General features: G+C 41.7%; 13 protein-coding genes. All 13 read left to right on the forward strand.

Annotated elements, in window-relative coordinates:
* Nucleotides 1-25: 25 nt before the first annotated feature.
* The 13 genes from H8S37_RS02355 (at nucleotide 26) to mutL (ending at nucleotide 12,907) form a co-directional block, all read left to right on the forward strand.
* Nucleotides 26-340 carry a YabP/YqfC family sporulation protein gene (locus tag H8S37_RS02355; RefSeq protein WP_186874444.1) on the forward strand — a complete coding sequence of 105 codons (315 nt, stop codon included), beginning with the start codon at nucleotides 26-28 and terminating at the stop codon, nucleotides 338-340.
* On the forward strand, nucleotides 337-1,602 hold the full coding sequence (locus H8S37_RS02360; protein ID WP_186874445.1) for a sporulation protein YqfD: 1,266 nt from the start codon (nucleotides 337-339) through the stop codon (nucleotides 1,600-1,602). The genes H8S37_RS02355 and H8S37_RS02360 overlap by 4 nt, the downstream gene beginning before the upstream one ends.
* A complete protein-coding gene (locus tag H8S37_RS02365; protein ID WP_186874446.1) occupies nucleotides 1,565-2,554 on the forward strand; it encodes a PhoH family protein in 990 nt (329 codons plus the stop codon). The genes H8S37_RS02360 and H8S37_RS02365 overlap by 38 nt, the downstream gene beginning before the upstream one ends.
* Nucleotides 2,554-3,051, forward strand: coding sequence for an rRNA maturation RNase YbeY (gene ybeY / locus H8S37_RS02370; protein WP_186874447.1), 498 nt, complete (start codon nucleotides 2,554-2,556; stop codon nucleotides 3,049-3,051). The genes H8S37_RS02365 and ybeY overlap by 1 nt, the downstream gene beginning before the upstream one ends.
* A 16-nt stretch (nucleotides 3,052-3,067) precedes the next feature.
* Nucleotides 3,068-4,741 carry a putative polysaccharide biosynthesis protein gene (locus H8S37_RS02375; protein ID WP_186874448.1) on the forward strand — a complete coding sequence of 558 codons (1,674 nt, stop codon included), beginning with the start codon at nucleotides 3,068-3,070 and terminating at the stop codon, nucleotides 4,739-4,741.
* A 48-nt stretch (nucleotides 4,742-4,789) separates the two neighbouring features.
* Complete coding sequence (locus tag H8S37_RS02380; RefSeq protein ID WP_186874449.1) at nucleotides 4,790-5,149, forward strand: hypothetical protein; 360 nt, start codon at nucleotides 4,790-4,792, stop codon at nucleotides 5,147-5,149.
* A gap of 83 nt (nucleotides 5,150-5,232) precedes the next feature.
* Nucleotides 5,233-5,454, forward strand: coding sequence for a DUF896 domain-containing protein (locus H8S37_RS02385; RefSeq protein ID WP_186874450.1), 222 nt, complete (start codon nucleotides 5,233-5,235; stop codon nucleotides 5,452-5,454).
* On the forward strand, nucleotides 5,423-6,013 hold the full coding sequence (locus H8S37_RS02390; RefSeq protein WP_330604812.1) for a 5-formyltetrahydrofolate cyclo-ligase: 591 nt from the start codon (nucleotides 5,423-5,425) through the stop codon (nucleotides 6,011-6,013). Before H8S37_RS02385 ends, H8S37_RS02390 begins: the two co-directional genes overlap by 32 nt.
* Nucleotides 5,983-6,165, forward strand: a complete 183-nt coding sequence (locus tag H8S37_RS02395) for a DUF4250 domain-containing protein (RefSeq protein WP_186874452.1) — start codon at nucleotides 5,983-5,985, stop codon at nucleotides 6,163-6,165. Before H8S37_RS02390 ends, H8S37_RS02395 begins: the two co-directional genes overlap by 31 nt.
* 16 nt (nucleotides 6,166-6,181) lie before the next feature.
* Complete coding sequence (gene miaB / locus H8S37_RS02400; protein WP_186874453.1) at nucleotides 6,182-7,627, forward strand: tRNA (N6-isopentenyl adenosine(37)-C2)-methylthiotransferase MiaB; 1,446 nt, start codon at nucleotides 6,182-6,184, stop codon at nucleotides 7,625-7,627.
* Between the two features lie 77 nt (nucleotides 7,628-7,704).
* Entirely contained in the window at nucleotides 7,705-8,121 is a 417-nt protein-coding gene (locus tag H8S37_RS02405; protein WP_186874454.1) for a putative ABC transporter permease, read from the forward strand.
* 122 nt (nucleotides 8,122-8,243) lie between these two features.
* A complete protein-coding gene (gene mutS, locus H8S37_RS02410) occupies nucleotides 8,244-10,895 on the forward strand; it encodes a DNA mismatch repair protein MutS (protein WP_330604814.1) in 2,652 nt (883 codons plus the stop codon).
* A gap of 29 nt (nucleotides 10,896-10,924) precedes the next feature.
* A complete protein-coding gene (gene mutL, locus H8S37_RS02415) occupies nucleotides 10,925-12,907 on the forward strand; it encodes a DNA mismatch repair endonuclease MutL (RefSeq protein WP_186874455.1) in 1,983 nt (660 codons plus the stop codon).
* Nucleotides 12,908-12,915 lie beyond the last annotated feature (8 nt).

The following is a 12,915-nucleotide window of genomic DNA, read 5'->3' on the forward strand; positions in this document are numbered from 1 at the left end:
CACATATACTATTTATAAAAGGCGTATGTGTGGCATTTTTATGGGAAGAGAACAAGATCGTGAACATATCAGGGAAAAGCTGGCATCCGCTGCAAGTATGCCGAAAGATGTAGTATTGGGCGCTTCAGTTATTACAGTTTTAGGAACCTGTGAAGTATGTATTGAAAATTATCGGGGAATTCTTGAATATACAGAAAATCTGATACGTGTACAGACAAAAGAAAGATTGATAAAGCTGTCAGGAAAACATTTGCAGATAGAGTATTATACCAATGATGAGATGAAGATAACGGGAAGGATTGAGGCACTCGAATTTGGAGACAGGAGGACAGAATCGTGATTCAAACGCTGATACGCTGTCTTAAAGGATATTTAAAAATCCGTGTGGAAGGGTATTCTCCGGAAAGGTTTTTAAATCTGTGCAGGCATCACCATATCTATATTTGGGGGCTTGTTCCGGCAAAAAATGCCTATGAGATGTATATAAGCTTAAAAGGATTCTACAAGCTGAAACCAATTATCCGAAAAACACACACGAAAATCAATGTGGTAGAAAGATATGGATTTCCTTTTTTTATGTATAGATACAGAAAAAGGAAATTGTTTTTTGCAGGCTTCTTTATATGCGCGGCACTTATGTATCTCTATTCCGGTTTTATTTGGGACATTCATTTTGAGGGAAATGAAAAATGGACAGATGAAAACCTGACAGAATTTTTAGCTTCAAGAGAAGTGACACCTTTTATGCGAAAAAGTGAAGTGGATTGCCCGGAAATTGTAAAAGAAATCCGTAAGGAGTATAATGATATCGTATGGGTATCTGCATCTATTGATGGCACGCGACTCAAAATTCAGATAAAAGAAAATGAGGATCGGCTGCTGGGAGAGGAAGCCGGAACAAAAGAGACAGCGGCGAAAGACTTAATCGCTGCTGAAGACGGTGTTATCACAAAAATTGTGACACGTTCTGGCGTTCCACAGGTACACAGCGGCGATACTGTATCAAAAGGAGACATATTGGTATCTGGCAGAGTAGATGTTGTGGACGACAGTGGAGAGATAATCGACTATCAGTATCATGTCGCGGATGCAGATATATATGCAGATACGGTCATGGAATATTCGGACAGTATGCCGCTTTCTTATCAAGAGAAAATATATGATAAAAAGCACAGAACGCAGTACTATATCCAGCTTGGAGACTGGCGTTTTTCTGTCGGAACAATAAAGAATACATATAAACATGCTGAAATTTCTACAGAGGAACATCAGGTAAAAATGGGAGAAAATTTTTATCTTCCCATTTCGTTCGGCGCTAAAAATGTAAAATCGTATGCTTTTCGAGAAAAAAAGTATACAAAAAAAGAGTTAAAAGAACAGCTCAGTGAAAATTTCCACCAATTTTGCATGGAATTGGAGGAAAAAGGTATTCAAATTAAGGAAAATAGTGTTAAAATACACATAGACCAAACTAAGGCTACCGCTTCGGGCATACTTTATTTAAACCAGCCTATTACCGAAGAGGCCGATACAGAGATATTAACAATTGAAAGGGTTGAACAGGATGAGTCTGGCAGAACTGATGATGGAGATACCGGCTGAACACGAAAAAAATGTGTTTGGCCAGTTTGATGCATATGCAAAAAAACTAGAGAGAACCTTCCATACTACCTTAATCATACGAGATGGCAAAATAAAAATTGTCGGAGAGAATGTACAGGCAGAGAAAGTAAGACGCGTTCTTAAACAGCTCTGTGAACTTTCGATGCGTGGAAATCATATTACAGAGCAACAGGTGGATTATGCCATTTCACTCGTATATGAGAACCAGGAAGCTGGGATTGTGGAGATTGACAGAGAACTTATCTGCCATACACTGCAGGGAAAACCAATCAAACCAAAGACATTGGGGCAGAAGAGGTATGTAGATGCTATTCGGGACGGAATGATTACTTTTGGACTGGGGCCTGCCGGAACCGGCAAAACCTATCTGGCAATGGCAATGGCGATTACCGCTTTCAAAAGCAATGAAGTAAGCAGGATCATTCTCACCAGACCTGCAATCGAGGCAGGGGAGAAATTAGGGTTTCTGCCGGGAGATCTGCAAAGTAAGATCGATCCATATTTGCGTCCGCTTTATGATGCGTTGTATCAGATAATGGGTGCAGAAAGCTTTATAAAGAATTCAGAAAAAGGACTGATTGAGGTCGCTCCTCTCGCCTATATGAGAGGACGGACGCTGGATAATGCATTTATTATCTTAGATGAAGCACAGAATACAACACCTGCACAGATGAAAATGTTCTTGACTCGAATTGGATTCGGGTCTAAAGTTGTGATTACTGGAGACTCCACGCAAAAGGATTTGCCTGCCCAAATGGTATCCGGACTGGACGTGGCAGTCAAGGTTGTGAAAGATATAGAGGATATTACCGTATGTACGCTGACCAGTAAGGATGTGGTACGTCATCCTCTTGTGCAGAAAATCGTGAAAGCATATGAAGAATATGAAAAGAAAAGCAGTAAACCCAAAACAGTGAAAAGGAGAAAGTAATGAGCTTGTACATGGAGGAGGAAGGGCAGCTTATGCTCCCTGTTGATACAGAAGAAATCGCGAAACTGGTTGTGCATGCGGTATTAGAGGAGGTATCCTGCCCCTATGAGGCGGAGGTCAATCTTCTTTTGACAACGGACGAGGCGATACAGGAGTTAAATCGTATGTTCCGTCAGATTGACAGATCGACAGATGTGCTTTCTTTTCCCATGCTGGAATTTGAGCGTTCGGGAGATTTTTCCGGTATTGGGGAGGAAACATCGGACTTGTTTGACCCTGAATCAGGAGAACTGCTTTTAGGAGATATTGTGATTTCAAAAGAAAAGGTACTTTCGCAGGCAGAAGCATATGGACATTCTGTGAAGAGGGAATATGCGTTTTTGATTGCCCACAGTATGCTGCATTTGTGCGGTTATGACCATATAGAAGAAAACGAACGGGCGGTTATGGAAAAAAAGCAGAATGAAATTATGGAAAAAATCGAGATTTTACGATAGCTGATGGAGGAAAGTTATGGCAGATATGCAAAAGAATAAAAAGTCCAGGAAAGACGATTTCCTTGTTCAGGGCGCCATTTTAGCTGCTGCTGCGGTCATTACAAAAATTATCGGGGTTGTTTACCGAATCCCTCTGACAAATATACTGGGAAATGAAGGAAATGGTTTCTACGGATATGCCTATGAAATCTATGCCATGGCACTGATGTTGTCTTCTTTTAGCCTTCCGATTGCGGTATCGAAGCTTGTCTCCGCAAGAATGGCACAAAGACAAAGAAGAAATGCCTTTCGTGTCTTTTTATGTGCACTCGCCTTTGCCGTAATCGTAGGTTTGTTTATTTCACTGGTTATTTTCTTTGGAGCAGATGCTATCTCCACACATATGATGAAATCCCCTCTGAGCGCATATGCACTCAAGGTACTTGCTCCAGGGCTTTTTATCGTGGCAATACTCGGAGTTTTGCGGGGATATTTCCAGGGACTTGGGACAATGGTTCCCACTGCCATTTCGCAGATATTAGAACAGATCGTCCATGCGGTCGTCAGTATTGCAGGAGCAAGTATACTGCTTAAAATCGGAATACAGGCAGGCAAAGAGAAGGGCAATGAACTGCTTGGGCCGGCATATGGCGCTGCCGGCGGAACGCTTGGAACAATCACAGGTGCATTGATTGCGTTGCTTTTTCTTATCTTTGTGTTCTGGCTTTACCGTCGTATTATCCGGCGTCAAATTCATTTAGACCGGTCGCGCCGACAGGAAAGCTACGGGCATATTTTGAAAATTCTTCTGATTACAATCGCGCCTGTTATTTTTAGCACAGCAATCTATAATATTAATCAGATACTAGATTTAACTGTTTTTAATTTTATTATGGATGCACAGGGATATGTAGAAAAAGAATATATGGCGCTGCAAGGCATCTATACAGGAAAGTACAATACACTCATCAATGTCCCTCTTGCAATGGCAAACGGACTTGCAGCATCTGTGATACCAAGCCTTACGGTAGCATTGGCGAGCAGAAAGAAATCACTGGTGCACCAAAAAATCAGCCAGACAATGCGTTTTACAATGCTGATTGCGATTCCATGCTTTGTAGGATTTGTAGTGTTGGCGTCGCCGCTGATGGTTCTTTTATATAATGATTCCAGCAAGACTCCTGCGATTCTGCTGGCTTCAGGGGCAATTACTGTGATACTGTACAGTTGGTCTACCGTAAGCAATTCCATTTTACAGGGGCTGGATAAAATGTCGGTGCCTGCAAAAAATGCCGGAATTTCTCTGGTCATTCATATCGCTGCGCTGCTGATTATGCTGGTTGTTTGCAAAATGGGAATCTATGCACTTGTAGGAAGCAACATTGTATTTGGTATCTGTATGTGTCTTTTAAATGAAAGGGCAATCCGAAAAACCTGTGGGTATCATCAGGAAATTGTATTTACGTTTTTAAAGCCTTTATTAGCTGCAATTATTATGGGCGCTGTTACATATGCGGTGCATTTGTGTTTAGACCTTATAATCGGCGGCAGGTTTATTCCAACCTGTATTTCCATTTTTATTGCGGTGCTTGTGTACGCTGTAGCAATTTTGAAATTGGGTGTACTTACAGCAAAAGAAATCGCTGGTTTCCCACAGGGGAAAAAATTACTGAGACTGTGCAGAAAATTCCATTTGTTAGCGGCTGAATAAATTTGTGAAAAAAGCCAATACTGTATGTAAAAAAGGAGTCGGTTCCTTATGAAAACAAAGTACTGTATTGGTTTTTTGGCCGCAATATTATTTCTGGTTGTATTGCTTGGGATCGGATATCAAGTGAGTTACCAGCATGCACTGGATTTAAGAGAAGCAAAATCAGAGGTGCCATCCAAGACGAAAAGTATTTCTACAAAAGGAGAGGCAGTAAAAAATGAAGGATATTATCTCTGCGAATTACAGGGATTTATAGTAGTATATTTAAGCGACAAATCAACAATCTATGAATTTACAGAAATTCCTCTTACAGATCTGCCGGAGGAAGTGCAACAGGAAATTCATACAGGGAAACATATAGAAACAGAGAAGGAGCTATATGCGTTTCTTGAAAATTATTCTAGCTAGAGAGAAAGAAGAAAGACAATAAAGCGGTAGATCTGCCGCCCAAAATAGTGTATGATAAAAATTGTTTTTTAGAAAGGAAAGTTATGGACGAACAGAAGATAAGCAGGATCAACGAATTATATCGAAAATCAAAAGCAGAAGGGCTAAACGCTAAAGAGACAGAAGAGCAAAAGCTTCTTCGGATGGAATATATTGCCGCTGTCCGTAAGAATTTAAGATCGCAGCTCAACAATATCGATATCGAAGAAAAAGATGGAAAGATTGTAAATTTAGGTGAAAAATTTGGAAACAAAGAGGCAAATTAGAGCTGCATATTTAAAAAAGAGAGCCTCCTGGCCGATAGACTCCAGAAAAAGAGCAGGGAAGATGATAGAAAAAGTACTGTTTTCCTCTCCGGTATTCTGTCAGACAGAAGAACTATACTGTTATATTTCCTACGGGGAAGAAGTGTCTACGAAAGGGATTTTAAAGCAGGCGCTTAAAGAAGGAAAAAAAGTAGCGGTTCCCAAGGTGTCAGGGCCTGGGAAGATGGAATTTTATTATATCGATAGTATGGAAGATGTAAAACCAGGCTTTAAAGGAATTTTAGAGCCAAAAGGACGTGGACGGCTGGCAGAGGGTGAAGCCGGACTCATTCTTGTTCCGGGTCTTGCCTGTGACAAGAACGGCTACCGGATAGGATATGGAGGAGGCTTTTATGATGCATATCTAAAAGCACATCCCAAGCTTTTGAGTATCGGACTTTTTTATTCCATCCAGCTTATCGATACAGTTCCGGTGCAGGAACAGGATATGCCGGTACAAAGAATTATGACAGAGAAAGGAAATCTATTATGTTCTCAAAGCTGCCAAACGATCCGGTAATTCTTTTAAGTGTAGTGAATACGAAATTACGGGATTTCTATCAAAATCTGGATGACTTATGTGAGGACATGCAGGTTTCAAAAGATATGATTTTAGAGAAACTAAAAGAAATAGATTATGAATATGACAATACGAAAAACCAATTTGTTTAATTAAGGTGTTACATATATGAAAATTTTAGATTTATCGAAGATAGACTTGTCAAAGGAAGCGCCGGAGGTTGAGCCGGAAAGACAGTATTATTTTATCGCGAAGGCGAGAGCAATATTAAAAAAACAGGAAGAAGAAGCAGGGCGCAAACTTACCTTCTGCGTAACTACCTTTGGTTGTCAGATGAACGCCAGAGATTCTGAAAAACTGACTGGTATACTGGAGCAGATCGGATATATAGAAGAGCCGGAAGAAGAAAAAGCAGATTTTGTTATCTTCAATACATGTACAGTGAGGGAGAACGCTAACCAAAGGGTGTATGGGCGTCTCGGACAGCTTAAGAGGGTAAAGAAAACGAACCCATATATGCTGATTGGATTATGTGGCTGTATGATGCAGGAACCGGAGGTAGTAGAAAAATTAAAAAAGAGCTACCGTTTTGTAGACTTGATCTTTGGCACGCACAATATTTTTAAATTTGCGGAGCTGGCTGCAACAAGACTGGAATCAAGCCGCATGGTAATCGATATTTGGAAAGATACGGACAAGATTGTAGAAAATCTTCCCAGTGAACGAAAGTTTCCGTTTAAATCCGGCGTCAATATTATGTTCGGATGTAATAATTTCTGTAGCTATTGTATTGTACCTTATGTAAGAGGCAGAGAACGGAGCCGCGAGCCTGAGGCGATTATAGAGGAAATCAAAAGGCTTGTCGCAGATGGAGTAGTGGAAGTGATGCTTCTGGGACAAAATGTCAATTCCTATGGAAAGACATTAGATAATCCCATTACATTTGCCCAGCTATTGAAGGAAATTGAAAACATTGACGATTTGAAACGGATCCGGTTTATGACCTCCCACCCGAAAGATCTGTCCGATGAATTGATAGAGGTTATGGCACAGTCTAAAAAAATCTGCCGCCACTTACATCTCCCTGTTCAGTCTGGAAGCAGCCGGATTTTAAAGCAGATGAACCGGAAGTATACAAAGGAACAATATTTAAGCCTGGTGGAAAAATTAAAGACAGCCATTCCAGATCTATCTCTTACAACCGATATTATTGTGGGATTTCCCGGAGAGACGGAGGAGGACTTTGAAGAGACTTTAGATGTCGTCCGGAAAGTACGTTATGACAGTGCATTTACCTTTATTTATTCCAAACGTACCGGTACGCCTGCGGCAGTAATGGAAGAGCAGGTTCCAGAGGAAATTGTAAAGAAACGCTTTCACCGTCTGTTAACCGAGGTACAGAGGATCGCGGAGGAAGTATGTTCCGTACATGAGGGAAGTGTACAGAGTGTTCTTGTAGAAGCTGTCAATGAACAGGATCCTTCTCTTATGACAGGTCGTTTAAGTAACAATCTACTTGTGCATTTTCCGGCAACTTCTGATATAATCGGGCAGTTAAAAGAAGTGAAGCTCACAGCGTGCAAAGGCTTTTATTATATTGGGGAACTTATATAGCAGGAACTTCCACCTATAATTTTGAAGGAAAACGTCCAAACTATGTATATGATTTGAACATAGAGAGGACGTTTTTTGTGAAAAGATTAAGCGAATATTTGTTTTTATGGACTCTTGGAGGAATCCTTTATTATACGTTTGAGATGCTTTTCAGAGGATTTTCACACTGGTCTATGTTTGCCCTGGGAGGAATCTGTCTTGTATTTTGTGCCCAGCAGGGAATCTGGACAGGGTGGGACGCTCCTTTTTTACAGCAGGTGTTCTGGTGCGTTATTTTTGTAGGCGCCTGTGAATTTATAACCGGTATTATCGTAAATAAATGGCTGGGGTGGCAGGTGTGGGATTATACGGACCAGCCTTTTCAATTCATGGGACAGATCTGCCTGCCTTTTCTGATTATTTTTTCAGGATTGTGTGCTTTTGGCATTTTATTGAGCGGTTATCTGCTGCACTGGCTGTATGGGGAAAAGAAGCCTTGTTTTCATGTATTATAAGATAAGTAAATGAGAGAAATTTTCAACCTGTTCATTGAACTGATTTTGTAAAAATGCTATAATAAATAGCGGTATTTTTATGATAAAAATACGTTTAAGCTTTACGTAAAAGGAGAAGAATTGTGGCTGAACTTACACCAATGATGAAACAGTATATTGAGACTAAGAATCAATATAAAGACTGTATATTATTTTATAGATTAGGCGATTTTTATGAAATGTTTTATGAGGATGCACTGACAGCATCAAAAGAACTGGAGATAACCTTGACCGGAAAAAGCTGCGGACAGGAAGAGAGGGCACCCATGTGCGGTGTCCCTTATCATGCAGTGGAAGGGTATTTGAATAAATTAGTATCCAAGGGATACAAGGTTGCAATCTGTGAACAGGTAGAAGATCCTAAGCAGGCAAAAGGAATTGTGAAGCGAGAAGTCGTTCGTATCGTCACACCTGGCACAAATCTTGATACACAGGCGTTGGATGAAACAAAAAACAACTATATCATGTGCATCGTATATATAGCAGACCGGTATGGATTATCTATCGCCGATATTTCAACCGGTGATTACTTTGTGACAGAGCTGCCGGACAGTGGGAAGCTTCTGGATGAAATATGTAAATTTATGCCCTCTGAAATTATCTGCAATGAGTCCTTTTATATGAGTGGCATGGATTTGGAAGATTTGCGCCAAAGGCTTGGGATTACGATATATGCTTTGGATTCCTGGTACTTTGATGATGCTATCTGTAAGAAGAAGCTTTTGGAACATTTTAAAGTATCTTCTTTTGCAGGACTGGGGCTTATGGATTATGACTGTGGAATCATCAGTGCAGGGGCGTTGCTTCAATATCTCCTGGAAACACAGAAAAACACTCTGTCCCATCTGACCCATATCACCCCTTACGTGACAGGAAAATTTATGATGCTTGACAGCTCTACAAGGCGGAATTTAGAGCTTTGCGAGACTCTTAGGGAAAAACAGAAAAGAGGTTCCCTTCTATGGGTGCTGGATAAGACAAAGACTGCGATGGGTGCGCGTACGCTGCGAAAATATATGGAACAGCCATTAATAGACAAGACAGAGATTGTACGGCGGCTCAATGCAGTGGAAGAACTGAAAGAGCAGGCAATTTCAAGAGAAGAAATACGTGAATATCTGTCTGCTGTGTACGATTTAGAACGACTGATTACAAAGATTACATACGGAACAGCAAATCCAAGGGATTTGACGGCGTTTCGCAGTTCCTTGGAAATGCTGCCTTCTGTAAAGTATATTCTAGAGGAGATGGAAGCGCCGCTTCTTGTAAATATCTGCGAAGATTTAGATACATTAGAGGATTTATGCTCCCTTATCGGTTCTGCTATCACAGAGGAACCGCCTATTGCGATGAAAGAGGGTGGAATTATTAAGGATGGTTACAGCGGGGAGGTAGACAGTCTAAGGAGAGCAAAGTCGGACGGAAAAGACTGGCTTGCAAAATTGGAAAATAAGGAACGTGAAAAGACAGGCATTAAAAATCTGCGGATCCGCTACAACAAAGTATTCGGTTATTATCTGGAGGTTACAAATTCCTATAAAGATCTTGTACCGGAGTATTATACAAGAAAACAGACGCTTGCCAATGCAGAGCGTTATATTACGCCAGAGCTGAAAGAATTAGAAGACACGATTCTAGGGGCGGAAGATAAGCTGTATGCATTAGAATATGAGCTGTACTGTACCGTAAGAGATACGATAGCAGCAGAAGTGGAGAGAATCCAGAAAACAGCGAAGGCGGTGGCGGCTCTGGACGTATTTGCCTCTCTCGCCCTGGTGGCGGAACGCAATCAGTATGTCCGTCCGAATATCAATGAAAAAGGCGTCATTGACATCCAGGACGGAAGGCATCCTGTAGTGGAGAGAATGATTCCAAATGATATGTTTATCTCCAATGACACCTATTTGGATGATAAGAAACAGCGGATTTCTATTATCACAGGGCCGAACATGGCGGGAAAATCAACCTATATGCGGCAGGCAGCACTGATCGTTTTGATGGCGCAGATCGGATCGTTCGTCCCTGCCTCCAAAGCAAATATCGGTCTGGTGGACAGAATCTTTACGCGTGTGGGAGCCTCTGACGATCTGGCGAGTGGCCAGAGTACGTTTATGGTGGAAATGACAGAAGTGGCGAACATCTTACGCAATGCGACAAGCAAAAGTCTTTTAATTCTGGATGAAATCGGACGGGGAACCAGCACATTTGACGGACTTTCCATCGCTTGGGCAGTGATTGAATATATCAGCGACACCAGGCTGCTGGGAGCAAAGACACTCTTTGCGACACATTACCATGAATTAACAGAGCTGGAAGGAAAAATAGAAAATGTACATAACTACTGCATTGCTGTCAAGGAAAAGGGCGACGATATTGTGTTCCTGCGCAAGATTGTCAAAGGCGGAGCCGATAAAAGTTACGGAATCCAGGTGGCAAAGCTTGCGGGAGTTCCAGATTTGGTAATCGACAGAGCCAAAGAGATTGTCGAGGAATTGAGCGATGAGGATATTACTACGCGGGTCAGCGAGATAGCTGCAAAGGAGCACGCTTCGAAGAAAAAAACGCGGGTGAAAAAATATGATGAAGTAGACATCGCGCAAATGTCTCTTTTCGATACGGTAAAGGATGACGATGTAATTGAGGAACTCAAGCATATAGATGTCGGCAATCTGACACCTATCGACGCGCTCAATACGATTTACCGTCTTCAGAATAAACTAAAGAACCGCTGGTAATGCTTTTTGAAGGAACAGGAGGAATGCCTATGCCGCATATACAGATATTAAATCAGATTACAATTGATAAAATTGCCGCTGGCGAAGTCATAGAAAGGCCTGCTTCCATTGTAAAGGAGCTGGTGGAAAACGCGATCGATGCCGGAGCGTCTCTGGTTACAATAGAAATCAAAGACGGCGGGATTTCCTTTATACGTATCACAGATAATGGAAGCGGAATTGAGCGCGCAGATGTCAGAAATGCGTTTTTGCGTCACTCTACAAGCAAAATTCAAAATGTGGAGGATCTTGCATACATTTCTTCCTTAGGATTCCGCGGCGAGGCGCTTTCCAGTATTGCCGCGGTAACCCAGACAGAACTGATTACAAAGACAAAAGAAGAAATGAATGGAACACGCTATGTAATTGAGGGAGGGCAGGAAAAGCTGCTGGAGGATACCGGCGCGCCGAACGGAACGACATTTCTTATCCGCCAGCTGTTCTATAATGTGCCGGCGAGAAGAAAATTTTTAAAGACTCCTATGACAGAAGCAGGGCATATTCAAGATCTTCTCATGCATCTGGCGCTTTCCCATCCAGAGGTTTGTTTTCAGTTTATCAACAACGGACAGGAAAAATTGAGAACGTCCGGAAACGGAAAATTAAAAGATGTGATTTACCAGATTTACGGCAGAGACGTTGCCGCGAATCTTCTGGACATAGATTTTGAAAAAGGAGGTATCCACATCACAGGCTATCTTGGAAAACCTGTAATTACAAGAGGAAACCGGAATTTTGAAAACTTTTTTGTAAACGGCAGGTATGTAAAGAGCTCCATGATATCTAAGTCGGTGGAGGATGCGTACAAAGATTTTGTCATGCAGCATAAATTTCCATTTGTAGTGCTTCATTTTCATGTAAACGGAGAGGAAGTAGATGTAAATGTGCACCCCACAAAGATGGAGCTGCGCTTTCAGAAGCAGCAAGAGGTCTACAGCGCTGTATTTGAAGGGGTTCACAGAAAGCTTCTGGAACCAGAGTTGATTCAAAAGGTTGCGCTTTCGAAGACGCCGGTATCAGAAAGTCCGTTTTTGTTGCGGCCACAGACAGTTCAAGAGAAGAAAGAGCCCATTTCTGAAGAGACAAAGACTCCTCCTGTCCTGGACGAAGACTATTTTATCCGTAAGATGAAGGAACGGGTGACCGCGTATCATCAGCGTTCCTCCAGTGCAGAAATATCTGGAAGAGAAGCGCTTCTCAATCCAGATGTACAAAAAGAACGGATTATGGAGTCTGTCAGACAGGCGAAAGAGAAAGAGCTGCAGACGGTGCGGGAATGCGGTGATTATCATACAGACGCGGAAGCTTCTTCCGGAGAACAAAAACCGCTGTCTGCGATAAAACCGCAGCAGTTGGATCTATTTGAAGAAAATCTTTTAAAACGGGAGATAAAAGCAGAATATACATTGATCGGACAGGTGTTTGACACTTACTGGCTGGTAGAATTTCAGGATAATTTGTATATCATTGACCAGCATGCCGCGCATGAAAGAGTTCTCTATGAAAGGACTTTAAAAAATATGAAGGACAGAGAATTTACGTCCCAGTATTTGAGTCCACCGATTATTTTAAGCCTTTCTATGCAAGAGGAAGCATTGCTGAAAGAAAATATAGAGCGCTTTCAAAGGATTGGATTTGAGATAGAGCCTTTTGGCGGTGAGGAATATGCTGTACGTGCTGTGCCGGACAATTTGTTTGGCATTGCAAAAAAAGAACTGCTGCTGGAAATGTTAGATGACCTGGCGGACGGGCTTAAGACAGAGATGACGCCAGATTTGATCGATGAAAAGGTAGCATCTATGTCGTGCAAGGCGGCAGTGAAGGGAAACAACCGGCTTTCTGCACAAGAAATGGATACGTTGATAGGAGAACTTCTGACATTGGACAATCCGTATCATTGCCCGCATGGGAGGCCGACAATTATCGCAATGTCCCGGCGGGAACTAGAAAAGAAATTTAAAAGAATCGTATAGGACGCAGA

The sequence above is a fragment of the Mediterraneibacter hominis genome, assembly GCF_014287475.1.
Classification (GTDB): domain Bacteria; phylum Bacillota; class Clostridia; order Lachnospirales; family Lachnospiraceae; genus Mediterraneibacter; species Mediterraneibacter hominis.

Coding starts and splice junctions, on each gene's coding strand:
- H8S37_RS02355 (WP_186874444.1), top strand. CDS start 26: ATGTGTGGCATTTTTATGGGAAGAGAACAAGATCGTGAACATATCAGG.
- H8S37_RS02365 (WP_186874446.1), top strand. CDS start 1,565: ATGAGTCTGGCAGAACTGATGATGGAGATACCGGCTGAACACGAAAAA.
- ybeY (WP_186874447.1), top strand. CDS start 2,554: ATGAGCTTGTACATGGAGGAGGAAGGGCAGCTTATGCTCCCTGTTGAT.
- H8S37_RS02375 (WP_186874448.1), top strand. CDS start 3,068: ATGGCAGATATGCAAAAGAATAAAAAGTCCAGGAAAGACGATTTCCTT.
- H8S37_RS02380 (WP_186874449.1), top strand. CDS start 4,790: ATGAAAACAAAGTACTGTATTGGTTTTTTGGCCGCAATATTATTTCTG.
- H8S37_RS02385 (WP_186874450.1), top strand. CDS start 5,233: ATGGACGAACAGAAGATAAGCAGGATCAACGAATTATATCGAAAATCA.
- H8S37_RS02395 (WP_186874452.1), top strand. CDS start 5,983: ATGTTCTCAAAGCTGCCAAACGATCCGGTAATTCTTTTAAGTGTAGTG.
- miaB (WP_186874453.1), top strand. CDS start 6,182: ATGAAAATTTTAGATTTATCGAAGATAGACTTGTCAAAGGAAGCGCCG.
- mutL (WP_186874455.1), top strand. CDS start 10,925: ATGCCGCATATACAGATATTAAATCAGATTACAATTGATAAAATTGCC.